The 24,930-nt window shown below is 67.2% G+C and carries 22 protein-coding genes, 1 tRNA gene and 1 other RNA gene; 16 read left to right on the plus strand and 8 right to left on the minus strand.

Translation table 11 applies throughout. The annotated features are described in order from the left end of the window. The first annotated feature begins 232 nt into the window (after positions 1–232). Both DSX2_RS03660 and DSX2_RS03665 read left to right on the plus strand, forming a co-directional pair. Positions 233–571: a helix-turn-helix transcriptional regulator gene (locus DSX2_RS03660; RefSeq protein WP_020879691.1), complete on the plus strand. Its 339-nt coding sequence runs from the start codon at positions 233–235 to the stop codon at positions 569–571. Further along, positions 561–1,853, plus strand: coding sequence for a type II toxin-antitoxin system HipA family toxin (locus tag DSX2_RS03665; protein WP_020879692.1), 1,293 nt, complete (start codon positions 561–563; stop codon positions 1,851–1,853). The genes DSX2_RS03660 and DSX2_RS03665 overlap by 11 nt, the downstream gene beginning before the upstream one ends. A gap of 253 nt (positions 1,854–2,106) precedes the next feature. Here DSX2_RS03665 and DSX2_RS03670 read toward each other — a convergent pair whose 3' ends face one another. Continuing rightward, on the minus strand, positions 2,107–3,942 hold the full coding sequence (locus DSX2_RS03670; RefSeq protein ID WP_020879693.1) for a site-specific integrase: 1,836 nt from the start codon (positions 3,940–3,942) through the stop codon (positions 2,107–2,109). Between the two features lie 160 nt (positions 3,943–4,102). Then, positions 4,103–4,189: transfer RNA gene (locus DSX2_RS03675), tRNA-Leu, on the minus strand. A gap of 149 nt (positions 4,190–4,338) precedes the next feature. Here DSX2_RS03675 and DSX2_RS03680 point away from each other — a divergent pair. The 14 genes from DSX2_RS03680 (at position 4,339) to DSX2_RS03735 (ending at position 20,238) form a co-directional block, all read left to right on the plus strand. After that, positions 4,339–5,289, plus strand: coding sequence for a bifunctional riboflavin kinase/FAD synthetase (locus DSX2_RS03680; protein ID WP_020879694.1), 951 nt, complete (start codon positions 4,339–4,341; stop codon positions 5,287–5,289). 13 nt (positions 5,290–5,302) lie between these two features. Next, entirely contained in the window at positions 5,303–7,120 is a 1,818-nt protein-coding gene (locus DSX2_RS03685; RefSeq protein WP_020879695.1) for a chloride channel protein, read from the plus strand. A 351-nt stretch (positions 7,121–7,471) separates the two neighbouring features. Next, positions 7,472–9,016, plus strand: coding sequence for a sigma-54-dependent Fis family transcriptional regulator (locus DSX2_RS03690; protein WP_020879696.1), 1,545 nt, complete (start codon positions 7,472–7,474; stop codon positions 9,014–9,016). Between the two features lie 203 nt (positions 9,017–9,219). Then, positions 9,220–10,080 (plus strand): substrate-binding domain-containing protein, encoded by an 861-nt coding sequence (locus tag DSX2_RS03695; RefSeq protein WP_020879697.1) that lies wholly within the window; start codon positions 9,220–9,222, stop codon positions 10,078–10,080. Continuing rightward, entirely contained in the window at positions 10,073–10,870 is a 798-nt protein-coding gene (locus DSX2_RS03700; RefSeq protein WP_020879698.1) for a 4Fe-4S binding protein, read from the plus strand. Before DSX2_RS03695 ends, DSX2_RS03700 begins: the two co-directional genes overlap by 8 nt. Positions 10,871–11,235: 365 nt before the next feature. Beyond that, positions 11,236–12,609 (plus strand): bifunctional UDP-N-acetylglucosamine diphosphorylase/glucosamine-1-phosphate N-acetyltransferase GlmU, encoded by a 1,374-nt coding sequence (gene glmU, locus DSX2_RS03705; protein ID WP_020879699.1) that lies wholly within the window; start codon positions 11,236–11,238, stop codon positions 12,607–12,609. Positions 12,610–12,660: 51 nt separating this feature from the next. Further along, positions 12,661–12,837 carry a hypothetical protein gene (locus DSX2_RS18510; protein ID WP_172640003.1) on the plus strand — a complete coding sequence of 59 codons (177 nt, stop codon included), beginning with the start codon at positions 12,661–12,663 and terminating at the stop codon, positions 12,835–12,837. Positions 12,838–12,849: 12 nt separating this feature from the next. Next, entirely contained in the window at positions 12,850–13,101 is a 252-nt protein-coding gene (locus DSX2_RS03710; RefSeq protein WP_020879701.1) for a cell division protein ZapA, read from the plus strand. Between the two features lie 27 nt (positions 13,102–13,128). Continuing rightward, a non-coding RNA gene (gene ssrS / locus DSX2_RS17910) (6S RNA) lies at positions 13,129–13,310 on the plus strand. 300 nt (positions 13,311–13,610) lie between these two features. Beyond that, on the plus strand, positions 13,611–15,176 hold the full coding sequence (gene rny, locus DSX2_RS03715) for a ribonuclease Y (RefSeq protein ID WP_020879702.1): 1,566 nt from the start codon (positions 13,611–13,613) through the stop codon (positions 15,174–15,176). 209 nt (positions 15,177–15,385) lie between these two features. Next, complete coding sequence (locus tag DSX2_RS03720) at positions 15,386–16,189, plus strand: ABC transporter substrate-binding protein (RefSeq protein ID WP_020879703.1); 804 nt, start codon at positions 15,386–15,388, stop codon at positions 16,187–16,189. Between the two features lies 1 nt (position 16,190). Then, entirely contained in the window at positions 16,191–17,870 is a 1,680-nt protein-coding gene (locus tag DSX2_RS17420; RefSeq protein WP_020879704.1) for a sensor histidine kinase, read from the plus strand. Positions 17,871–17,998: 128 nt separating this feature from the next. After that, positions 17,999–19,615: a glycosyltransferase family 39 protein gene (locus DSX2_RS03730; RefSeq protein WP_020879705.1), complete on the plus strand. Its 1,617-nt coding sequence runs from the start codon at positions 17,999–18,001 to the stop codon at positions 19,613–19,615. A gap of 191 nt (positions 19,616–19,806) precedes the next feature. Next, entirely contained in the window at positions 19,807–20,238 is a 432-nt protein-coding gene (locus DSX2_RS03735) for a hypothetical protein (protein ID WP_020879706.1), read from the plus strand. 85 nt (positions 20,239–20,323) lie between these two features. Here DSX2_RS03735 and metK read toward each other — a convergent pair whose 3' ends face one another. From metK to fliJ, 6 genes are all read right to left on the minus strand, one after another. After that, positions 20,324–21,493: a methionine adenosyltransferase gene (metK, locus tag DSX2_RS03740; RefSeq protein ID WP_020879707.1), complete on the minus strand. Its 1,170-nt coding sequence runs from the start codon at positions 21,491–21,493 to the stop codon at positions 20,324–20,326. 61 nt (positions 21,494–21,554) lie between these two features. After that, positions 21,555–21,905, minus strand: coding sequence for an aspartate 1-decarboxylase (panD, locus tag DSX2_RS03745; RefSeq protein WP_020879708.1), 351 nt, complete (start codon positions 21,903–21,905; stop codon positions 21,555–21,557). Between the two features lie 9 nt (positions 21,906–21,914). Then, positions 21,915–22,766, minus strand: a complete 852-nt coding sequence (gene panC / locus DSX2_RS03750; protein ID WP_020879709.1) for a pantoate--beta-alanine ligase — start codon at positions 22,764–22,766, stop codon at positions 21,915–21,917. A gap of 141 nt (positions 22,767–22,907) precedes the next feature. Then, positions 22,908–23,774: a tRNA pseudouridine(38-40) synthase TruA gene (gene truA, locus DSX2_RS03755; RefSeq protein ID WP_020879710.1), complete on the minus strand. Its 867-nt coding sequence runs from the start codon at positions 23,772–23,774 to the stop codon at positions 22,908–22,910. Positions 23,775–23,831: 57 nt separating this feature from the next. Continuing rightward, positions 23,832–24,434, minus strand: a complete 603-nt coding sequence (locus DSX2_RS18680) for a MotE family protein (RefSeq protein ID WP_020879711.1) — start codon at positions 24,432–24,434, stop codon at positions 23,832–23,834. 28 nt (positions 24,435–24,462) lie between these two features. Further along, complete coding sequence (gene fliJ, locus DSX2_RS03765) at positions 24,463–24,906, minus strand: flagellar export protein FliJ (protein ID WP_020879712.1); 444 nt, start codon at positions 24,904–24,906, stop codon at positions 24,463–24,465. Between the last annotated feature and the right edge of the window lie 24 nt (positions 24,907–24,930).

The raw sequence follows: 24,930 nt of genomic DNA on the forward strand, positions 1-24,930 counted from the left end.
GGGCCGCGCTTCCTTTGTCTTCGCACCGCCTGCAGGGAGGTACGGTGCACCCGCGCCCAGGCCTGTCGCCCCCTGGCGACTTCTCCACCAACCAAGAATGATCCATAAAACGATCATTATATAGCCAAATGTTCTTTTTATGGAACATCCATGGACACCATGGCTGGTTTCTGCCACCCTCTCCATGGGGCGGGCATGGCTTGCCCGCCAATGGAACACGCAGGAGGGGCAGATGCCCAAGCCAACGACCAGGACATATTCGCGCTACGCCCGCGAGGCGGCGACGCTGCTCGGGCTGATGATCCACAACGCGCGCGTCGAGCGCGGACAGACGATCGCGGAGGTCGCCGAGCGGGCCGGTGTCACGCGCGGTCTCGTCGGCAGGATCGAGAAGGGTGACATGGGCTGCTCCATCGGCCTCGTGTTCGAGGTCGCCGCGATCGTCGGCGTCCGCCTGTTCGATGCGGAGCCGGAGACCCTGACCAGGCATCTCGCGCTCGCGCGCGACAGGCTGGCCCTGCTCCCCAAGGCCGTGCGCCACGGCGCGAAGGCGGTGAAAGATGACTTCTAGCCCTGTCCGCGACGAGGCCTATGTCTGGATCTGGCTGCCCGGGGCGACCGCACCCGTGGTCGCGGGGCGCGTATTCCGCGACAGCCACGATGGCGGCGGGCTGGCCTTCAACTACGGCCGCAGCTACCTGGAGAGGCCGGATGCAATCCCCATCTACGAGCCCGAGCTGCCGCTCGAGCGCGGCGCCATTCTGCCGGGAGCGGGCCTGACCATGGCCGGATGCCTGCGCGACGCGTCGCCCGATGCCTGGGGACGGCGCGTGATCATCAACCGCATCCTGGGTCTGAAGGGGCGGGACGCGGATACCGGGACGCTGGACGAGCTGACGTACCTGCTCGAATCCGGTTCGGACCGCATCGGGGCGCTGGATTTCCAGGCTTCGCCCACCGACTACCTCCCCCGCGCGGCGCAGTCGGCAACCCTGGAGGAGCTGCTCACGGCGGCGGAAAAGGTCGATGCCGGGCTGCCGCTGACCCCGGACCTGGACCAGGCCCTTTTCCACGGCAGCTCCATCGGCGGCGCGCGGCCCAAGGGCATGCTCGAGGACGGAGAGCGGAAGCTGATCGCCAAGTTCTCCTCGGCGAACGACACTTACAACGTGGTGAAGGCGGAATACGTCGCCATGCGCCTCGCAGCGCTGGTCGGGCTCACGGCCGCGCCTGTCGGGCTGGTGCGGGCCGCGGGCAAGGATGTGCTGCTGATCGAGCGTTTCGACCGCGAGAAGACGGATGACGGGTGGCGGCGCAAGGCCATGGTCTCCGCCCTCACGCTCTTCGGCCTGGACGAGATGATGGCGCGCTACGCGAGCTATGCCGACCTGGCGGAAATCATTCGGCAGCGTTTCCAGTCGCCCAGGGACACCCTGCGCGAAATGTTTGGCCGCTTGGTCTTCAACGTGCTCTGCGGCAACACGGACGACCATGCCCGCAACCACGCCGCATTCTGGGACGGCAGGGCCCTGTCCCTCACCCCGGCCTACGACATCTGCCCCCAGAACCGAACGGGCAACGAGGCGAGTCAGGCCATGGAGATCGCGAACGGCAAGCGGCTGAGCACCCTGGCGACCTGTCTGGAGGCGGCGGCCGACTTCCTGCTCGAGACGAGCGCCGCGATGGCGCTCATCGCGCAGCAGATCAAGACGATTCGCAGCAGCTGGGACGCGGTGTGCGACGACGCGGCGCTCAGCCCGGTCGGCCGGGATCTGCTGGGCCGGCGCATCTTCCTCAACCCGTTCATCTTCGAGGGCGCTCCGGACAGCTTGCGCGGCGCCACCGCTGGATAAGCACGGGCCCGGCGCGAGCCGAGGGGGGGGGCGGGCTGCGCCCGCGTCTTCCTAGAGAGGGGGCATTCCGTGCCATAGCCCCCTCTGCCGCCTTCGGCGGCATTCACCCCATTGGCGAGTGCTCGTCACTTCGCTGCGCTGCGTTCCGAGCACGGCGGGGTAGAAAGATTCAGAACAGCTTAATTGAACCAATTGGTTGGATAGGATAAACTAACTAGTTAGTTTACTACCTCAACCTAACTAGTTTGTTTAACTACTCCCTGTTCTCCCTGGCCTTCTTCCCCTTCTTGCCCTCCTTGGCTTCTTTGGTCGTGACCCCGGTCCCGTACTTGGAGCCCTTGAGGTGCGAGAGGTCCAGGCCGTAGTCGATCTTCTCGACGACGTCCCGGAGCAGCACGGCCGGGGGATAGGTCTTGGCGTAGACGCGGTCGGCGGTGCTCTCCTTGGCGTGGCCCGTGACTTCGGAATAGTCTTCCCTAGGGATGCGCTGCTGCTTGAAGAGGTTGATGACCGTGTGCCGGAAGGCGTGCAGGTCGAACTTGTCCGAGGTCAGGCCGACGCTCTTGCGGAAGCGGCCGAACCACTTGCTGGCGTCGTGGCTGTAGCGCTCGCGAATCTTCTTCAGCTCGGGAAACAGGCGCTCGTTCCCGGCGGCAGCCACGGACGCGCGGTAGTCGAGGAAGCCGAGATCCCGCAGCACCGGGTGGATGGGCACGAGCCGGATGGAGCTGCCGTTCTTGACGTGCTTGTCCCTGTTCCCGGCGGCGTCAGGGTTCTCGTTGATGTCCAGGACCCAGACCCCGTCCGCTTCCCGCACGTCGGCGACGTAGAGCTGGCAGAGCTCCTCGAGCCGCGCCCCGGTGAAGGCGCAGAGCAGCGGGATCCAGAACATGTAGGCGTGCTTGAAGCTGTCGCCCGTGTAGCCCTTGGCGCCGAAAAGAAGCGCCAGCCCTTCCGGCGTGTACACATCCCTGGCGGAATCCGGCCGCGCGTGCTTCTGCTTGACCTTCATCCCCTTGGCGTAGTTCTCGGTCATGTGGCCGTGCGTCTTGCACCACTCGCAGAAGCTCGCGACGTTGGTCATGATGTTGTTGAAGGTCGTCTTCGAGATGCGCGCGGCCGGCTCCATCGCCAGGATCTCGGCCACGCTCTTGTCACGGTATGCCTTGGCCTTCTTCCGGTTGGGCGGCAGCCTGAGCAGCGTGCTCTTGAAGGTGCGCATGGCTTCGTAGTCGATGCTGCCCACGGGCACGTCGCCCAGGATGTCGACCAGGTTGGACAGGGTGGACTGGATGTCGAAGCGGGAGCGCTCGGTCCAGGCCCCGGCCGCGACCTGCAGGTCGCCGTATTCGGCGATGACCGTCGAGAGCGGCGGCGTGGGCTTGGGCGCGGGCGTCGCGGGCAGGACGGGAGACGCGGGCGCGGGCCCGAAATCCACCCCGAAGGCAGTGAGGGACTCGTCGGGCTTGGGCGGGTAGACGGTCTTCTCGTAGTTGAAGTCGCCCTGGCTGCGGTGCATGCAGATCGTGTAGTAGTCGATGAAGTGCTTGGCGATCTCATGCGCGAGCATCCGCCGCTTGGCCGGATCCTCCGGGAAGTCGACCCCGACGTCCTCCTCGCAGAAGACCCTGGCCACGCCTTCGAGCCGATCGTAGTCCCGCTTGGCCAGAATCCATTTGAAATACGCGATGCGCTTCTCGGTGTCCCCGGGCAGGTAGTCCAGCTCCCTGGGATAGTCCGGCACGTGGTCCGCGAAGCGCTGCATCTCGTTCTGCTCGAGCGCTTCCCGGAAGATGATGTCGACGAACTTCCTGACGTCCTCCAGATCCTCGTTCACCAAGCGCCCCTCCCTGGTCATGCGTGCGAGCATGCGAAAGATGTCGTGCGCGGCAAGGGCGAGTCGCTTGGCCCGAAGCCGCGCCTCTCCAGCATAGCCCGTGCCCAGGCTGCGCCGCAACTCGCTGCAGCCGAGCAATCCGCGGTGCTCGCGCGGCACGGCGCAGCGAAAGTAGTAGGTGTTTCCCTTGAGCAGGAGATGGCTGGTGCCCCGTGCGGAAGTGCTCGCGGCTCTGGACGTGGTTCTGGACATGGCGCTGGCCCCAAAGGGTTCGAAGGGTTTTTTGACCCAGTCGTTGACCCCATGTTTGACCCTGTCCGCGCGCCGCCGCTTGTCCGGAACCCTTGCCCGCCGTGGGGATGGCGGAAAAAGAAAAAGGGTTCCAGCAGTTAGCTGGAACCCTTTGACTTTCTGGTGCCGAAGGGGAGACTCGAACTCCCACGGCCTTGCGACCACTAGACCCTGAACCTAGCGTGTCTACCAATTCCACCACTTCGGCTTGGGGAAGCGCTTTCTAGCCGATTATTTCGCCGGCGGTCAAGAGGTTTTTCGCAAAATAATTTCATACCGGAGCAAGTTCCCTTGCGCTCGCCTTTTCTTTGCGGTAGCCAAGCCCTGCCGCTGCCGCGGCCGGGACAGCAAAAAACCATGATCGTCGCCACGGATATCGCCGAGCTCGAGGGCACTCTTTCCGCCTCCTGCGTGACCATCGGAAACTTCGACGGGGTCCACAAGGGGCACCAGGAGCTCATCCAGCGCGTGGTGCAGCACGGCCAGAAGCACGCCATGCTCTCCGTGGTCGTGACCTTCGAGCCGCACCCCCTGCGCGTGCTCACCGGCAAGAAGACCCCGCCCTTCATCACCCTGCTCGAACAGAAGCTCGATCTCATCTCCGAGCTCGGCGTGGAATGCTGCCTGGTGCTGCCCTTCTCCCGGGCCCTGGCCGAGCTGCCGCCCGAGGAGTTCGTGCGCCGCTACCTGGTGCAGGGGCTGTGCATGCGCCACCTCTACATCGGCTACGACTACGCCTTCGGCAAGGGGCGCGCGGGCAACTACGACCTGCTGCGGCGCATGGGCGAGGACTGCGGCTTCGGCGTGGAACGGCTCGACCCCGTGATCATCGGCAGCGCCGTGGTCAGCTCCACGCGCATCCGCGACCTGGTCCAGGCCGGGGACGTCTGGGACGTGCCGCCGCTGCTCGGCCGCTTCTTCCAGTTCGCAGGCGAGGTGATCCACGGCGCGGGCCGCGGCTCCCGCCTGCTCGGCTTCCCCACGGCCAACCTGCGGCCCATAGACGAGCTGCTGCCCAAGCGCGGCATCTACGCGGTCTGGGCCGAGATCCTGGGCAGCGACGAGGCGCCTTTCGCCGCCGTGGCCAACGTGGGGCACAACCCCACCTTCGGCGAGCATCCCCTGAGCGTGGAGGTCCACATCATGGACCTCGACCGCGACCTCTACGGCTCCGCCCTGCGCATCCACTTCGTGCAGCGGCTGCGCGACGAGATGAAATTCGACGGTCCCGGCCCCCTGGTCGCCCGTATAAAGGAGGATATCCGCCTGGCACGGCAGATCCTGGCCGCACCAGGCGCGGAGCTCTAGGCTCCAGCACACCATGGCAGCACTCTACTCCGTCACAAGCTTGCGCAAGTTCATGCGCCTGTACCGCAGCCTTCCCGCCGTGCGCTGGCTCGCGCTCGGCGTCGTCGTGGGCTTCTTCGCAGGCCTGGCCGCGGCCGCCTTTTACCTCGGCGTCGAATACCTGAGCCACCTCTTCCTGACCACCTGGGCCGGATTCCACCTGCCCGCTCCGGCCGGGGAAGGCCTCTTCGACTCCGACATCGCGACCACGGTGGAGCGCCACTGGCTCGTGCCCTGCATGCTCACGGGCGTCGGCCTGCTCACGGGCTTCCTCATCCAGCGCTTCATCCCGGACTCGATCAATTCCGGCACGGACGGCACGGACTCCATGATCAAGTCCTTCCACCGCGAGCTCGGCGTGATCAAGCCCATCGTGCCGCTGATCAAGGGGCTGATGGCCATCCTGACCATCGCCTGCGGCGGCTCGGCAGGCCAGGAAGGCCCGATCTCGCAGGTGGGCGCCGGTCTCGGCTCGTGGATCTCGGACAAGCTCGGCCTGACCACGCGCGAGCGGCGCATCCTGCTGCTGGCGGGCGCGGCCGGAGGCCTGGGCGCCATCTTCCGCGCCCCCCTGGGCGGCGCGCTCACGGCCATCGAAGTCATCTACCGCGAGGACTTCGAGGCCGAGGCCATCCTGCCCGCGGTCATCTCGAGCGTGGTGGCCTACTCGGTCTTCGCCATATTCTTCGGCACGACCCCGATCCTCTCCGTGCCCCCCTTCCATTTCCACAGCATCACGGAGCTCTTCTTCTCCGCCCTGCTGGCCGTGGCCTGCGCCGGGGCGGGCTGGCTCTACGTGCGGGCCTTCTACGCCATCAAGTACTCCTTCTTCGCCCGCATCCGCGCCAAGATCGGCATCACCTGGACCTGCGCCCTGGGCGGCCTGCTCATGGGCATCTTCGGCATGCTCTTCCCCCAGGTGCTGGCCGGCGGCTACGGCTGGCTGCAGCAGGCCATCTCGGGCAACCTGCCGCTGCTGCTCATGCTGGCCATCATCTTCGGCAAGATCCTGGCCACCTCGCTGACCATCGGCTCGGGGCTCTCGGGCGGCATGTTCGCTCCCGCGCTCTTCGTGGGCGGCATGACCGGCGGCCTGGTCGGCCACCTCTCCAAGGCCTTCTTCCCCAACGCCGTGCAGAACCCCGGCGCCTTCGTGCTCGTGGGCATGGCGGCCTTCTTCTCGGGCATCGCCAACGCGCCCATCGGCCCCATCGTCATGGTCTGCGAGATCACCCAGGGCTACGGGCTGCTCGCTCCCCTGCTGCTGGCCTCCATGGTCACCCTGGTCATCGGCCGCAAGGTGAGCCTGTACGAGAACCAGGTGGAGAACAAGTTCGAGTCACCGGCGCACACGGGCGACGCCACCATCAACGTCCTCGAGCGGCTGCAGGTGAAGGAGTTCCTGCGCCGCGGCCGGACCACGGTGCTGGACGAGCGCATGACGCTGAAGACCCTGACCCAGGTCATCAGCGACACCAACGAACTGAACTTCCCGGTGCGCGGCGAGGACGACGTCATCACCGGCGTGCTGCCGCTGCAGGACGTGCGCCGCGTGCTCTACGAGGACGCCCTCTTCGAGCTGGTCGTGGTGCGCGACCTGATGCGCAAGCCCGCGACGCTCCTGCCCAACGACGACCTCTACACGGCGCTGCTCAAGTTCGTGGACACGGACTACAGCCAGATCCCGGTGATCAACCCCGAGGACCACACCGAGGTGCTCGGGCTCCTGAACAGGGCGGACGTCTTCCAGGCATACTCGCACGCCATCCGCACCCTGAAGGAAGAACACTAGCCCGGAGCGCGGGCCAAAAGGCCTTCACCGCGACGGGCCGGACTCCGCAAGGGGTCCGGCCCGTCCGTTTTTTTCCCGTCCCGGGCGCGAGGCGACGGCCTACCCCGCGATGCGGGCCGCTTTATGCTTATTTTGTCAAATATACCCTGTAGCGGCAGACGCGAAATATACTATTTTGCAAATTGGTAAAGCTTTCGGAAAGGTAACATTTTCATTTTCCTGTTCCATCCCGCCTCGATGACAAAGAATAAATCCTTATATCACAGATAATTATTCTATAGCCTGGGGGATCGCCCCGTTCCGCGCCCGGCAAGGCACGCTCCTTGCTTTGCCTCGGAATTGGAGAATTTCATGAAATCCCAGGTCGGCGCACTCGAACTCAAAGTCCTCTGCGAAATAGCCCGGATCATCGGACAGGCCCATGATCTCGACCGCACGCTGGAAAGCGTGCTGCGCATCCTGTCCGAGACCCTGTCCATGAAGCGGGCAACCCTGACCCTGCTCGACGAGACGGGCCAGCTCTCCATCCGCGCCTCCTACGGCCTCACGGCCGAAGAGCGGCAGCGCGGCGTCTACCGTCTGGACGAGGGCGTCACCGGCCACATCTTCCAGACCGCCAAGCCCTTCATCGTGCCCGACGTCTCCAAGGAGCCGCTGTTCCTGGACAAGACGCGCTCGCGCTCGCTCGAGCGCGGCCGCATCTCCTTCATCGGCGTGCCCATCCGCATCAAGGGGCAGCCCGCGGGCGTGCTCAACGTGGACCGCCTGTTCGAGGACGAGGTCTCCTTCGAGGAGGACGTCAACTTCCTCTCCGTGGTCTCCACCCTCATCTCCCAGTTCATCCAGCTGAGCCGCCATTTCGAGGAACGCGAGCTGACCCTGAAGAAGGAGATCTCGCTGCTGCGCTCCAAGCTCTCGGCCAGCTACCAGCGCTTCTTCATCGTGGGCAAGAGCCAGCCCATGGAGCGCGTGCGCCAGATGATCGAGAAGGTCTCGCCCACCAAGGCCACGGTCCTGCTGCTCGGCGAGTCCGGCACGGGCAAGACCCTCACCGCGCGCATCATCCACGAGCTCTCCGAGCGCCACGCCCAGCCCTTCATCAAGGTCAACTGCGCGGCCCTGCCCGAGACGCTCCTCGAATCCGAGCTCTTCGGCCACGAGAAGGGCGCCTTCACGGGCGCCACGGCCCCCAAGCCCGGCCGCTTCGAGGAGGCGGACGGCGGCACCATCTTCCTCGACGAGATCGGCGAGCTGACCCTGGCCGTGCAGTCGAAGCTGCTGCGCGTCATCCAGGAGAAGGAGTTCGAGCGGCTCGGCGCCACCAAGACGCGCCGCGTGGACGTGCGCATCATCGCGGCCACGAACAAGGACCTGGCCGAGGAGGTCAGGCGCGGCCAGTTCCGCGAGGACCTCTTCTACCGCCTGAACGTCTTTCCCATCCGCGTGCCCGCCCTGCGCGAGCGGCCCGAGGACATCCCGGCGCTGCTCAACCACTTCCTGGAGACCATGGAGAAGGAATACTCCCGCCGCCTGGTCTTCACGCCCAAGGCGCTGGACTCCCTCATGCGCTACGACTGGCCCGGCAACGTGCGCGAGATGGAGAACCTGGTGGAGCGGCTGTCCATCATGGTCGAGGGCGAGCAGATCGACGTGGAGGACATCCCCTCGCAGTTCTTCATCGGCGCGCGGCCCCCGGCCTCGCCCGAGGAGCACGCGAGCCTCGTGGACATCGAGAAGCGCGAGGTCCTCTCCGCGCTCGAGCGCCATCGCTGGATCCAGTCCCGCGCGGCCAAGGAGCTCGGCATCACGCTGCGCCAGATGGGCTACCGCATCAAGAAGTTCAGCCTGGAAGCCCTGGTCCAGGAGCGCCGCTCCAGGATTCGCGGCGACAAGTAGCCGCGCGCTGTTCCATAGCCTTCTTCTATAGTTTTCAGGACTTCAATCCTATCTTTCTATTTCGGATTTCCCGCACGCCTGGGTATCGTGCGCAAATTAGACACTTTCCAGGCAAAAACCGCCAGGAACGGCAGCGTGCTGCCGTGGGCGGTCCGTCCGCGCGCGGCCGGGTCCCTCCCGGTCAGCCGCACAAGGAGACAACCATGAGCGAGAAGCAAGGCGGGGGCCTCAGCAGGCGCGCCTTCCTCACCGGCGGCGCGGCGGCCGCAGCGGCCCTGGCCGTGCGGGCGGCGGGGGAGCCGGGCGGCCCCTATGCGGGGCAGGGCCTGCAGGTCTGGTCCTGCGGCGGCCTGGCCGAGGGCTTCATGCCCGCCAACGCGGCCTACGAGGCCGAGAGCGGCTGCGCGGTCAGCTACACCGGCGCCTTCGCCGCGGCGCTCGGCAAGTCGCTCCTGGGCGGGGCCACCACCGAGGTCTTCGCCCCGCGCGTGCTCGACCTCGCCCGCAAGCTCAAGTCCGTGGGCAAGATGCTCCACTACCAGCCCCTGTGCTTCACGAGCTACGTGCTGGTCACGCCGAAGGGCAATCCGGCGGGCATCGGGTCGGTCCACGACCTCGCGCGGCCGGGCCTTCGCACCATGCTCTCGCCCGACTCCTCGCCTCCGGGCGGCGCGGCCTCCATGGCGCTGCTCAAGAAGGCCGGGGTCGTTGAGGGCGCCAAGAAGAACGCCATATTCCTCGGCTCCTGCGTGCAGCACGACGTGTCCGAGGTGGCCGCTGGGCGGGCCGACGCCGCCGTCGTCGAGAAGCGCATCACGCGGCTGCCGCGCTACCGGGACGCCTTCGAGATCATTCCCATCCCCGAGGAATATTTCCCGGCCCCGCCCGTGCCCTTCTCCATCGGGGTCATGAAGTTCGCCAAGAACCGCGAGCTGGCCGAGGACTTCGTCCGCTTCATCACCTCGGAGGCGGGCCAGTCCCACTTCGAGGCGGCCGGGTTCGTGCCCGCGCTCTCCGACGAGGGCAGGCGTCTGGCGAAGAAATACGGAGCGTACGATGGCTAGCGCCGCCCGGACCCTGCAATGGAAGCGGCGGATCATCCAGGCCGCCTCGCTCTTCGTCATCGGCGAGTTCTCCTACTTCGGCATCTTCCGCTGCCCCTTCGCCGTGCCCTACGTGAGCTGCCCCAACTGCCCCGTGGTGCAGTGCCCGGGCCGCAAGCTGTGGCTCACGGCCTGGATCGGCATCCTGGCCTCGGCGCTGTTCTTCGGCCGGGCGTTCTGCGGCTACGCCTGCCCCGGCGGCATGGTCGCGGAGCTCTTCGACCGCGTCTCGCCCTTCACCAGGAGCATCGGCCGCCGCGTGTCCAAGGGTTTCGACCGCGTCCTGCGCAACGCCAAGTACGTGGCCGCGGCCGCGGCGCTCTACCTCTTCCTCGGCCTGCACAACCCGCGCTGGGCCGTGCCCATCCGCACCGGCGAGTTCTTCCAGGCCACGGCGCTCACCTTCCACCACGCCTTCACGCCCTGGCTCTTCCGCACCGGGACCGTGCTCGGCGCCCTGGCGCTCGGGCTCCTCGTGCCCTACTTCTGGTGCCGCTACCTCTGCCCCACGGGCGGCATCCTGGACGTCTTCGGCCGCTTCGCCCCGGCCCGCCACCGCATGACCGCGGACTGCACGGACTGCGGCAAGTGCGAAAGATCCTGCGGCATGGCGACGCGGCCCTCCGAGCCCAACTGCACGAACTGCGGCGCCTGCGTCTCCGACTGCCCGGCGAACGCCATCCGCTTCGGCCTCGGCGGCGGCGGCGGAACATCCGCGGACGAGGAGAACGCGCCGGAAAAACAGGCCTAGTGTCGCGTCCATGAAAAAGTCGATACGCCAGGCAGTGGTCGTACGCGACACGTGAACCGGGCGAATGCACGGTTCCGCCGCCAGCGGCAGCCGTTAGGCGAGCGCGCTTGGGCGCGAGTCTTACGGATGCCGACAGCAGCGCCGTCGGCGGCGTAAGCAAGCCGAAAACCACGTTTTCGGCGCAGCGATCTTCCGCAAAATACGGCCTTGCGTATTTTGCGGACGTCACACTAGACACGCGGCGCAAAAACCCCGAAGACGGGCCGGGCCAGGGACGCACCCTGCCCGGCCGGGGGCCGCCCCGTCTTTCCAATTCCGTCATGCCGTGCTACACGGCGGGCACGATACCGCCCACGGGAGCCGACATGAACGAAGCCACCTGCGCGCTGGTCCTTGCCGCCGGCAAGGGAACGCGCATGCACGCACGCGACCTGCCCAAGGTCATGATGCCCATCCTGGGCGAGCCCATGCTCTGGTACGTGCAGCGTGCCCTCACCCCGTCCTTCGCGGAACACGTCTACACCGTGGTCGGCTTCGGCGCGGACCGCGTGGCCGAGGCCTTTCCCGAGTCCACCGAACGCTTCGTGCACCAGGAGGAGCAGCTGGGCACGGGCCATGCGCTCGTGACCGCCTGGCCGCGCCTCAAGGCGGCAGGCTACCGCTACGTGGTCGTGGTCAACGGCGACACGCCGCTCTTGCGCGGCGCCTCCGTGGACCGGCTGGTAGAGGAGGCCACCGCCAGGAAGGCCGCCCTGGCCTTCCTCTCGGTCGAGGCGCCCGAGCCCAATGCCTTCGGCCGCGTGCTGCGCGACGCGGACGGCCGGGTGAGCGCGATCATCGAGGCCAAGGACTACGATCCGGAGAAGCACGGCCCGGCCCCGCGCGAGGTCAACGCGGGCCTCTATTTCCTGGACATGCAGTTCGTCGAGCCGCTGCTCGGCTGGCTCGGCAACACGAACGCGGCGCGTGAATATTACATCACGGACCTCGTGGAGCTGGCCATCGCGGACAACAACCTCGTGCTCGCGGTCAACTGCGGCGAGGACCCCACGCTCATGGGCATCAACACGCCGCTCGAGCTCTCGGACGCCGAGGAGCTCTTGCGCGCCGAGATCGCCCACCAGCACCTGAACCACGGCGTGCGGCTGCACAATCCAGCCGGGTGCCGCATCGGCCCCCGCGTGACCATCAAGCCGGGTGCGCAGATCACGGGCCCGTGCGAACTCATGGGTGAGACGGTGATCGACCAGGACGTGGTCGTGGACGCATTCTGCCACGTCATGGAATCCTGGCTCAGCCAGGGCGCGCAGGTGCGCCACTTCTCCCACCTGGAGAAAGCCGAGGTGGGCCCGGGCTGCGTGGTCGGCCCCTACGCGCGGCTCCGCCCCGGCGCCATCCTCGAGGAGAAGGCCAAGGTCGGCAACTTCGTGGAGATGAAGAAGGCCGTGCTCGGCAAGGGGTCCAAGGCCAGCCACCTGACCTACCTCGGCGACGCCGAGATAGGCGAGGGGGTGAACATCGGCGCGGGCACCATCACCTGCAACTACGACGGCGTGCGCAAGCACAAGACGGTCATCGGGAACGGGGCCTTCATCGGCAGCAACACGGCCCTGGTCGCGCCCGTGACCGTGGGGGCCGGCGCCCTGGTGGGAGCCGGTTCGACCATCACCAAGGACGTTGCGCAAGGCAGCCTCGCCCTGACCAGGGCGGAGCAGCGGCAATTGCCGCGGCGCAAATAAACCGGCCCGATCGGCCTTGATTTACGGCCGGGGGAGTCTTAGAATTTGCATATGGAAATACTTGAGCAGCTTGAGCAGCGCATGACCGCGCTGCTGAACAAGATCAAGGAGTTGGAGGAAGAGAACAGGCTCCTCAAAACGGAGCTTGCGGAGATCCGGCAGAACAGGGATGCCGTGATGTCGCGTATCGACGGCCTGTTGCAGAAGGTCCAGGGAGCTCTCGAGTAACGTGGTAGCCCGATGCCTCAATACACGTTAAGTGTGCTCGGACTGGAGATACGCTTCAAGACGGATGCGGACGAGGCTCGTGTGGATGCAGCCAAGTCCCATCTGGAAGAACTGTTCAACCAGATCAGCCAGAGCGGGAAGAACATCAATAAGGAGATCCTGCTTACGGTATTGGCCTTGAGCTTGGCCGACGACTACCTGCAGACCAAAAGCGAACTGCGGGAGATCGAAGCGAAATTGGGCTCGCTTTTGAAGATAAAATAACCGGGGCGCTGGCGGCGCCTGATGAAGTTTTCCCTGGGTGGTGCGTGATCGTCACCGGAATTGCTGAGCCAACGAGTACACTTTGGGACGCAGCTTTCAGTACGGCCCGTGTGCAAGCCCGCTATGCGGGAAGCCTGACGGCCGAACAGCAGCGCCCGCTCTGAGCCTTCGGTTCAGAATACGAGACGACACGGCTACTCGGGGTCCCATTATACGGCCCCAAGGGCCGTTTTGCAGATAAAGCCGCCTGCCTTCACCCCCGGTCGCAGAAGACGCCCGAGCCATGCCCGAGCCATGCCGCGGCGCGTCGTGCCGCAGGCGGCATGCCGGAGCGGGGCAAGTCCCCGCGCTCCAGCCATGCCGCCCGACACGACCGCAGCAGGCAGTCCTTCCCGGGAAGGCCGCCATGCGCGGCCGCCCTGTCCGCCGCTCTCCGCGCGAACGGCACCTCACGGTGCGCAAGGCCCACACAGGCGGGGCGAACGCCTGAACACATAAAGGAGAGCAGCATGAGCCCTTCCACGATCATCATCATCACACTCGTCATCGGACTCATCGGCGGCGCTGCGGCCGGGTACATCCTGCACCGCATCATCGAGGCCAAGCGCCTCGCCGAGGCCAAGGACCTCGCCCTGCGCATCCTCGAGGAGGCGCGCAAGGAGGCCCAGGTCACCAAGGAAGACGTCATCATCCAGGGGCAGAAGGAACTTCTCAAGGAAAAGAAGGAGCAGGAGCGGGAGGCCAAGGAGCGCGAGAACTCGCTCAAGGCCAAGGAGCAGAAGCTCGCGGCCAAGGAGGAGCGGCTCGAGGGCAAGCTCGAGACCCTGGCGCAGAAGGAAAGCAGCGTCATCGAGCTCGAGAAGCGGCTGACAAAGTCCGAGCGCGAGCTCGAGGACCGCGAGGAGGTCCTGGGCAAGCGCGAGGAAGAGCACGAGCGCAGGCTCGAGGAGATCGCCGGGCTGACCGCCGAGGAGGCCAAGCAGCGCCTGCTCCAGGAGATCGAGTCGCGCACCCGCCACGAATCCGCCAAGATGATCCGCTCCATCGAGATGGAGGCCAAGGAGATCGCGGACAAGAAGGCCAAGGAGGTCATCGCCCTGGCCATCAACCGCTACGCGGGCGACTTCGTGGCCGAGCAGACCGTGACCGCCGTGACGCTTCCCTCCGAGGAGATGAAAGGCCGCATCATCGGCCGCGAGGGGCGCAACATCCGCGCCCTGGAGGCGGCCACCGGCGTGGACCTGATCATCGACGACACGCCCGAGACCGTCATCCTCTCGGCCTATTCCCCCCTGCGCCGCGAGATCGCCAAGCAGTCGCTCGAGCGGCTCATCACCGACGGCCGCATCCATCCTGCGCGCATCGAGGACATCGTGGCCAAGGTCGAGAAGGAGATGGAGGTCAAGCTGCGCCAGATCGGCGAGCAGGCCACCTTCGACGTCGGCGTGCACGGCATCCATCCCGACCTCGTGCGCCTGCTCGGCCAGCTGCAGTACCGCACCAGCTACTCCCAGAACGTGCTCCAGCACTCGCTCGAGGTGGCCTTCCTGTGCGGCGTCATGGCCGCGGAGCTCGGCCTGGACGAGAAGCGCGCCAAGCGCGCGGGCCTGCTGCACGACATCGGCAAGGCCGTGGACCACGAGATCGAGGGTCCGCATGCCGTCATCGGCGCCGACCTGGCCAAGAAGTACACCGAGCACCGCGATATCGTGAACGCCATCGCCGCGCACCACGAGGACCAGCCCGCCGAGACCATCATGGCCATCCTGGTGCAGGCCGCGGACGCCCTCTCCGGCGCCCGGCCCGGCGCGCGCAAGGAGCTCCTGCAGAACTACGTCAAGCGCCTGGAGGACCTGGAGAACATCGCCCGCGACTTCGACGGCGTGACCAAGGCCTACGCCATCCAGGCCGGTCGCGAGATCCGCGTCATGGTCGAGCCGGACCGCGTGCCGGACGAGCGCACCTACCTCCTGTGCAAGGACATCGCGAAAAAGATCGAGGACAACCTGACCTATCCCGGCCAGATCAAGGTCACGGTCATCCGCGAGAAACGGGCCTCCGAGTTCGCCAAGTAGGCGGACGCCGCATACGGGCGCGAGCCCGCGCATCCGCATACGGGGAGCCGCCTGCCGGGCGGCTCCCCGTGCTCCCCCCTCCCCTCCTGCCGATACGTGGTTGAACCCGGCGCTGCCTTGGCGTATTCTGTTGATGTTGTTCCCTGAATTCCGGGAGGAGGAACCCGCGCCCTGCGCAGCGAGCGCTCGCTGTCTCCGCGCGGCCCGATATGAAGGCCACGACTTCCCCGCGGTTCGCCCGCATCACACGCCGAGCAGCCTTCACCGCGTTCGCGTTCGCGCTCGCCGGCCTCGCCTGCTCCCTGGCTTCCGCAGCCGCCCACGGTGAGACGAACGTCCTGCGCGTCCTCTACATGGAGAGGCCGCCCTTCTACCGCACCGAGGGCGAGCGCGCGGGCGGCCTGCTCGTGGACATCACCCGCTCCGTGCTCGAGGAGGCGGGCATCACGCCCGAGTTCGAATCCATGCCCTCCAAGCGCATCCTCGAGGAGCTGCAGCACCCGGGCAAGGCCGTCTGCTCCGTGGGCTGGTTCAAGACGGCGCAGCGAGAGGCCTGGGCCAAGTTCAGCCTGCCCATCTACCGCAACCGCCCCCTGGTCGCCCTGGTGCGGCGAAGCGACCTCCCGCTCTTCCAGGACCGGCACTCCCTGGCCTCCCTGTTCGCCGACAAGAAGCTGATCCTCGGCCGTCTCGAAGGATTCTCCTTCGGCGAAAGTGTGGACGCTCTCCTGGACGAAGGCTCGCCTGCGGTCTACAGCCTCGCGGGCACGCAGCGCCAGCTCGTGCGCATGCTGGCCGCGGGGCGCATCGACTACATGCTCGTCTCCCCGGAGGAGGTCGCGACCCTGCTCGCGGACGCCGGGCTCGCGCCCTCCCGCTTCAGCGTGCTGGGACTGCGCGACGCGCCTTCCGGCAACCTCCGCTACCTGATGTGCTCCAAGGCCGTGCCCGACGCCGAGCTGCGGCGCATCAACGACGTGCTGGCCAGGCGGGCCATGCCGCGGGAGCCTTGAGGTGGCGGCACGCAGCTTCCTCGGCCGCTCCCTGTCGCGCGACCTGAGCCTGAGCCTGGCCCTGGTGGTTTCCCTCGTGGCCGCGGCCGCGCTGGTCCTGCTCTTCGCCAGCACCCAGAAGCAGGCCGAGGAGGAGAACGAGGCCCGCGCGGACTCCTACCTGACCTTCCTGCAGGAGACGCTGCGCATCCCCATGTGGGAGCTGAACGACCAGGCCATCGACGAGATCGGCCGGACCTTCGCGCACAACGAGTTCGTCGAGGGCATCACCATCCGGGACGCGGACGGCCGCGTGCTGTTCAGCGCAGCGCACGGCAAGGGCCACGGCGTGATCAGGAGGGCCGAGATCACCCACGACGGCACGACCATCGGCCGCGTGATCCTCGAGCTGAACATCGACGCGCAGAAGGCGGCGCGCCGCACCCTGCTCCTGAACTTCGCAGGCGCATCGCTGCTGGCCGTGCTGGTGCTCGTGGGGGTCACGGGCATCCTCCTGCGCGTGCTGCTGCGACGCCCCTTCCACACCCTGGACGGGCTCATCAGCGAGTACGCCGCGGGCCGCTACGACGCCCTGCCCCCGGCCATCCCCTACGAGGAGTTCCACCCCATCACCGCGCTGCTCGTGCAGATGGGCCAGACCATCCAGAGCCAGATGGAGCGGCTGAGCGAGGCCGAGCAGGCCTACCGTTCCATCTTCGAGAACGCGAGCGAGGGCCTGGCGCGCCTGACGCCGGGAGGCCGCTTCCTGAGCATCAACCCGGCCGGCGCCGACATCCTCGGCTTCGACTGCCCGGAGGCGCTCCTGGCGCGCGAGAACCTCCACAGCACGGACTTCTACGCCGACCTCTCGGCCCAAAAGATGCTCCAGGACGCGCTGCGCACGAACGGCGAGGCCCATGGCGTGGTGGCCATCACCACGGCCCGGGGCGAGAGCCGCTGGATCGAGGTCCACGCCCGGGCCATGCCGGGCGCGGGCGGCGGCCACGAGATCACCGAGACCGTGATCATCGACGTCACGGAACGCCACCATGCCGAGATGCGGCTCGCGAAATCCCTGTCGGAGAAGGACATCCTGCTCAAGGAGATCCACCACCGGGTCAAGAACAACCTGCAGATCGTCTCGAGCCTGCTCTACCTGCAGTCGCAGGGCATCGACGACAAGGCGCTGCGCGACCTCTTCCTGGAGAGCCAGGGGCGCATCGCCTCCATGGCCCTGGTGCACGAGGAGATGTACCAGACGCACAACCTCTCCGGCGTGGACCTCGGGGAATACGCCAAGAAGCTCGTGGTGCGCCTGCTCTCCACCTACGGCAAGAGCGGCGTGGAGCTCACGGCCGAGGTGGCCCGCGTCCCGGTCTCCCTGGAGACGGCCATCCCCTGCGCGCTCATCCTGAACGAGCTGGTGACCAACGCCTGCAAGCACGCCTTCAGCGGCGTGAACGCGGGCTCCCTGCACCTGTGCGTCGCCGCCTCCGAAGAGACGGTCTCCCTGCAGGTCCGGGACAACGGCCCCGGCCTGCCGCAGGACTTCCACCCCGAGGACGCGTCCACCCTGGGCATGCTTCTCATCTCCCGCCTCACGGAGCAGATCAGGGGGCGCCTCGAGACCGGGAACGCGCCCGACGGCGGCGCCTGCTTCACCATCGCCTTCCCGCTCGAGCAGAAAGAGAAGACGGCCTGAACCCGGTGCAAGGGCGCGGCGCGCAGCGCATTCCCCCTTGGCAGCCGCTTCCGGCTCGGGTAATCTCCGCTGCCCGATAGGCTCGGCGAAACGTTACAACCGGCATCCGGTCATCAAGGAGTCGACGCATGGCGGTCCATGGGGGTTGGGGGTTGCAACGCAACGCCGAGAAGGAGCAGAGCGCGGCCTGGGATGCCGCCTCGTGGGTGCTGCTCCTGCTCATCCTCGTCCTGGTCGCATTGACGTTCAGGGATTACGGCATCTCCTGGGACGAGCAGGGCCAGAACACCTACGGCAAGCTCCTCCTCGACTACTACCTCTCCGGCTTCAAGGACGTCCGCGCCTTCTCCTTCGCCAACCTCTACTACTACGGCGGCTCCTTCGACATCGTGGCCGCCGTCCTGAACCGCTTCCTGCCCTTCGGGGAATACGAGACGCGCCACCTGCTGGGCGGGCTCGTGGGGGTGCTCGGCTTCCTCGGCGTCTGGAAGCTCGGCCGCGAGCTCGGCGGACCGCGCACCGGCTTCATCGCCCTCATCCTGCTGGCGACCACGGCCCGCTTCTACGGCCACACCTTCACCAACCCGAAGGACATCCCCTTCGCGGTGGCCCTGATCTGGACGCTCCTCTACCTCATCCGCAGCGTGAACGAGGTTCCGGACATACGCCTCTCCACGGCGCTGAAGCTCGGCCTGGCCTTCGGCCTGGCGCTCGGCACCCGGGTAGGCGCGGTGATCATCGCGCCGAGCTTCCTGTTGCCCTTCTTCCTGCGCATGGTCGGCAGGCTGCTGGACGGCGTGTGGCCCGCGGAGGCCTGCTGGGAGGCCATCGCCTCCCTCCTGCGCCTGATCCCGGCCGCGATCACGGCCTATCTGGTCATGATCGCCTGCTGGCCCTGGGCGGCCCAGAATCTCGCGAACCCCATCGTGGCCATGAAGATGTTCTCGCACTTCCCCTTCACGGGGAAGGTGCCCTTCGAGGGAGAGCTCATCCCGGCCATGAACCTGCCTTCGGACTACCTGCCCGATCTGCTCTTCCTCGGCCTGCCCCCGACGCTCCTGGGAGGCCTGGCCGTGGCGCTCCTGGTCGGCGGCGCGGCCCTGCTGATCAAGCGCGAGGCGCTGCTCGAGCCGAGAAGCCTCGGCATCCTGGCCGTGCTCCTGGCCGCGGCCGTGCCCATCGTCTACTTCGTGGTGGAGACCCCGCCGGCCTACAACGGCTTCCGCCACTTCCTCTTCGTCATCCCGCCCCTGGCCGTGCTCGCGGCGCTCGGGCTGAACCTGCTCCTGGAACTGCCGAGCCCCATGTCCACGCTCACCGCGCTGCTCCTGGCCGCGGGCATCGCCTGGCAGGTCTCGGTCATGGTCCGCCTGCACCCCGAGGAATACGTCTACTTCAACATCTTCGCGGGCGGTCCGGCCGGGGCCCAGGGCCGCTACGAGGTCGAGTACTGGGGCACCTCGCTGCGCGAGACGACCAAGGACATGGTCGACCTGCTGCAGCGCACCGAGGGCGTTCCGGCCACCCCGCTCAAGGTCTACGTCTGCGCCGACACGACCTCGGCCGCCTACTACTTCCCTCCCTGGCTCGTGCCCGTGCGCGACAAGAACGAGGCCGACCTGCAGGTGGCGCTCAACCAGTTCTACTGCTCCTCCCCTCCGGGCAGCCACCGCCTCGTGGAGACCAGGCGCATGGGCGCGCTGCTCTCCTACGCGGACGATCTGCGCGGCGCGAGACGCAACTAGCGACCGAGAGACGCGAAGAGGGCGGGCCTACACACGAAGGCCCGCCCTCTTCGCGTTCGGAGCCGCGTCCCCCCGTCCCGCCTCCTCGTCCCGGCGAAGCGTCTTGACCCCTTTTCACGGCGTGGTATTGCTGTCCCATGGGAGAAGGTTCCCTCTCCCCTGGCGCCGAACACACAGCAGGAGTGACAGCCATGCTTGGAGTCGAAAAACGCGTCGAGGCGATGTACGGACAGGAAGTGGGTTCCCTGGCGGAAGAGGGGAACTCGTGCGGCACTGGCTCCACCTGCCGCGGGGCCAGATGGCTGGCCGGGCTGGCCGTGGTCGTGGCCGTCATCGGACTGGCCGTGATCTCGGCCCGCAATGCCGACAGGCTGGGCACGCTCGAGACCAGGATCGCGGCCGTGGAACAGCGCGTGCCCGCGGTGGAGCAGCGCGTAGGCGGGCTCGAGGCCGTGGCCGGAGGCCTCCGCGCCCAGGCCCTGGCCGCGGCGGTGCAGGAGATGCGGAACAAGGCCTCCATGGCCGAGAGCCAGGCCGTGACCCAGGAGCAGAAGGACATCCTGAACCAGGTCCAGACGCTGCTGCAAAAGCTCGATACCGGAGCCAAGGCCCCGGCCCAATAGCCTTTCCGGAATGTCCGCAAGCGCTCGGGCGCAAAAAAAGGGGGACCCTCGCGGGTCCCCCTTTGCGTGTCTTTTGTCGTTGCGGCTAGATCTTGCAGGCCGTGCGCAGGTCGGCCGCGGCGTCGGTCTTCTCCCAGGTGAACTCCGGGAGCTCGCGGCCGAAGTGGCCGTAGTTGGTGGTCTTGGAGTAGATGGGGCGGCGCAGGTCGAGGCGCTGCGAGATGAAGTACGGGCGCAGGTCGAAGACCTCGCGCACGGCCTTGGTCAGGGTCTCGTCGCAGACCTGGCCGGTGCCGTAGGAGGTGGCCAGCACGGAGACGGGCTCGGCCACGCCGATGCAGTACGCGATCTGGACCTCGCACTTCTCGGCCAGGCCCGCGGCCACGATGTTCTTGGCCACGTAGCGGGCCATGTAGGCGCCGGAGCGGTCCACCTTGGAGGGATCCTTGCCGGAGAACGCGCCGCCGCCGTGGGCGCCCGCGCCGCCGTAGGTGTCCTGGATGATCTTGCGGCCGGTCAGGCCGCAGTCGCCCATGGGGCCGCCGATGACGAAGCGGCCGGTGGTGTTGATGAAGATCTTGGTGTCCTTGTCCAGCAGCTCCTCGGGCAGGGTCTTCATGATGACCTCGCCGCGGATGGCGTCGCACAGGTCCTGGTAGCCCACGGTCGGGGTGTGCTGGGCCGAGACGACCACGTTATCGATGCGCGCGATCTTGCCGTCCACGTACTCGATGGCCACCTGGGTCTTGCCGTCGGGGCGCAGGAAGTCGAGGATGCCCTCCTTGCGCACGTAGGTCAGGCGGCGGGAGAGCTTGTGCGCCCAGTAGATCGGGGCGGGCATGAGCGTATCGGTCTCGTTGGTGGCGAAGCCGAACATCATGCCCTGGTCGCCCGCGCCCTGCTCCTCGGGCTTCTGGCGGTTCACGCCCTGGGCGATGTCCGGGGACTGCTTGTCCACCGAGGACATGACCGCGCAGGTCTCCCAGTCGAAGCCCATGTCCGAGCTGTTGTAGCCGATCTCCTTGATCGTGGAGCGCACGATCTCGGGGAAGTGGGCGTAGGCGGAGGTGGTGATCTCGCCCGCGATGAAGGCCATGCCCGTGGTCACCAGGGTCTCGCAGGCCACCCGGCACTCGGGGTCCTGGGCCATGATGGCGTCGAGCACGCCGTCGGAGATGGCGTCTGCGACCTTGTCGGGATGGCCCTCGGTCACGGACTCGGACGTGAAGAGGTACTTGCCCTGGCACTGGATCATGAAGGATGCCTCCTTGGCGTGAGTATGGCCGGTTCGGGGCCGCTGGCGGTGGGCGCCACGGTCATTTCGTCCCGACGACGGCGTTGTCCTGGCCCAGGAGCACGACGCGGGGCTTGTGGCCCGCGATCTCGCCCTCGTCAAGCCAGACGAAGCTGCAGATGATGATCTTGTCCCCGGGGGCGGCGAGCCTGGCCGCCGCGCCGTTGAGGCAGATCTGCCCGGGCTCGCCCGGGATGGCGTAGGTGGTCAGACGGGCCCCGTTGTTCACGTCGTACACGTCCACCTGCTCGTTCGGCAAGATGTCCGCGGCGCGCAGAAGCTCGGGGTCGATGGAAATGCTTCCCTCGTACTCGATGTCACAGCCGGTGAGGGTCGCGCGATGAAGCTTGGAGCGGAGAAAACAGCGTTTCATGTCTCGTGTTCAACCATTGAGCAGAATATTGTCGATGAGCCTGGCCTTGCCGAGATAGACGGCCACGGCGAGCACGGCCCCCTCCTCGCCGATGCGGGCGAGCGGGGTCATGGTCTCGGGGTGGACGATCTCCACGTAGTCCGCGCGGCCGAGGGGGATGTGCTCGGCGTAGTGCGCGCGCACGCGCCCGGCGATCGTCGCCGCGTCGCGTTCTCCGGCATGCACCAGGTCCCGGGCCAGACGCAGCCCCTCGAAGATTCGGGGTGCCTGCGCCCGTTCAACCGGAGTCAGATAGACATTTCTCGAACTCATGGCAAGGCCGTCGGCCTCGCGCACGATCGCATGTCCCGCGATCTCGACCGGAATGAAGAGGGCCCGGACCAGGGCCCGGATCACGGCCAGCTGCTGGCGGTCCTTCTCGCCGAACACGGCGAGCGCGGGCATGGCCAGCATGAGCAGCTTCGTGACCACCGTGGCCACGCCGCGGAAATGCACGGGCCTTGTCACGCCGCAAAGGCCGGCGGCCACCTCGGGCACCTCCACCCAGACGTCCGAGCTCCCGGGATACATGCTTGCCGGCTCCGGGCAGAAGAGGACGTCCGCGCCATGCTCCTCGGCCAGGGCCGCGTCGCGCTCGAGGTCGCGCGGATAGGCTTCCAGGTCCTCGCCCGGCCCGAACTGCGAAGGGTTGACGAACAGGGAGACGACCAGCCTGTCGCTTTTTGCGCGGGCCTCGTCCATGAGGCTCGCGTGCCCCTTGTGGAGATAGCCCATGGTCGGCACGAGGCCGACGCGGATGCCTTCGGCCCGCCACTGCCAGCAGATCTCCTGCAGCCTGGACGGGTCCTTGATGATTTCCATATATGCTTCGCCTCCTGCGGTCAGCCACTGCATAGTGAATGGACCGGGCAGTGTAAAGCGCGCGCGGGCAATGGTGCGGACGATACTGTGCCGATGCGGTGACGATGTTGCGGCGGATGCGGCGAGGGGCGTTCCCGCGCCTCAGCATTTCCGCGCCCCGTCCTCCCCGCCGTCCGCATCTTCGGTCGTATCTTCGGCGGCATGCTCGGCCGCATGCCTGTCCTTGCGCCTGTCGCGGCCCAGGCCGTCCTCGCCGTAGTCCACCCGCTCGAGCGTCAGCCCCGTGGGCGGGGCCGTCTCGGGCGCGCAGGTGCGGTCGCGCGCCTCGAGTATCCCCCGGACGTCCGCGAGGGAGAGCCTGCCCTTGGCCGCGAGCACGAGGCAGCCGGTGAGGTTGCGCACCATCTGCTTGAGGAAGCCGTCCGCCGTGAAGCGCAGGACGATCTCGCCGGGAAGCCCGGGCAGGAGCGGCGGGCACTCGCTGACCTCGATGCGCGAGAGGCGGCGCACGGTGCAGGCCACGGGCGTGCCCCGGTTCATGAAGCTCGCGAAGTCGTGGCGGCCTTCGAGCAGGGCGGCCGCCTCGCGCAGCCGGGCGACGTCGAGCGGCCCGCACTTCCAGACGAAGGGCAGGCGCTGCGGCAGGCAGAAGGAGCGCTCGGGCCAGAGCGCGTAGGTGTAGCTCTTGCCCAGGGCGCAGAACTGGGCGTCGAAGGAGTCGGGCACCACGCGCGCGTCGAGCACGTTCACGGTCCGGGGCAGCTGGGAGTTGAGGGCCAGGCGCCAGTCCACGTGGAGCCTGCTCCCGGGCACGTCGGCGTGGGCGGTCTGCCCCAGGGCGTGCACCCCGGCGTCGGTGCGGCCCGCGCCCTTGCAGCGTATCCGCTCGTCGCACACGCGGGAGAGCGCGGCCTCGAGCGCGTCCTGCACGGTATGCCCGCCGGGCTGGCTCTGCCAGCCCATGAATGCGGTGCCCACGTAGGCCAGGGTCAGTTTGAGACGCGGCATGGGCGAAGCCATAAACGAAACGGGGCCGGGGGAAAACCCCCGGCCCCGCCGGGCGGCTCAGTTGCTGAAGGGCATCTGCATCTTGGTCAGGGCCTCGGAGAGCTTGGCGGCCTGGTCGGGCGGCACGTAGTTCAGTATCTCGCCCGCCTGGCGGCCGCGCATGCCCGCCAGTATCTTGACGGCGGTCTTCTCGTCGAGCTTGCCCAGGGCCTGGGCCGCGTTCTGGGCCTTCATGTTGGAGTAGACGTCCACGAGGTGGTGGAACTTCTCGTCCTTCACCGCCTTGGCCTCCTCCAGCATGCTCTTGATCCGGCTCTCGATCTGGGAAAGCTTCTCGAGCTTGGCGTTGACGTCCTGCTCCATGATGCGCAGGGACTGCTCGCGGCGGTTCAGCTCCTCCTGCTTCTTCATGAGCACGTCCCAGTCCGGGGGCGTCTGGGCCTTGTCGGCCGCCTTGGCGCCCTGGGCCGGGGCGGCCTGGGGCTGCGCCGCGGGCTGGGCCGGGGCCGCCTGCTGCGCGGCCGGGGGCGTCTGGGCCTGGGCCGGGGAGGCGGCCTGGGCCTCCTTCACGCCGGCCACGCCCGCGCCGAGCTCCGGAATGGGCAGGGGAAAGAGGTTGACCCCCGTGAGCATGGCCCCGATGACCACGAGCTTGATCACGGCCAGGGCGAGAAGGCCCTTGAGGAGCCTAGATATTCTGGTGCCCGAAGAGGATCGTGCTGACCTCGTCGTAGCTTTTCTGCTCGAGGGCCTGGGCTTCCTTGGCATGTCGCACCGCCTGCTGTTCCTTGAGTTTGTCCAGGAGCTTGCGTTCCTTGGCCCGGGTGACCAGCTCGGCCCGGGCCCGCTCCACTTCGCTCTCGAAATTCCTGATTCGGCCCTGCACGCGCTCCATGTCAAGCTTCAGACGCTCGCGGAAGCGGCGCCAGAGCCAGAGGTCCGCGGCGGAGAGGGACTTCACGGCCGCAAAGGCCTTCTCCTTCTCCTCGCGCTCGCGCAGCAGGGAGTCGAGCGCCCGCCGCTCGGCGTCCAGGCGTTCCTTGGCCTTGGCCAGGGCCATCTTGGCCTGGTCCTCGGCCTGGCGCCTGAATTCCAGCACCTTTTCGAGCTTGAAGCGGAAGGGTTTGCTCATCGTCTCCGACTCTCGTCTGGCCCG

The organism is Desulfovibrio sp. X2, from assembly GCF_000422205.1.
Lineage (GTDB): Bacteria > Desulfobacterota > Desulfovibrionia > Desulfovibrionales > Desulfovibrionaceae > Alkalidesulfovibrio.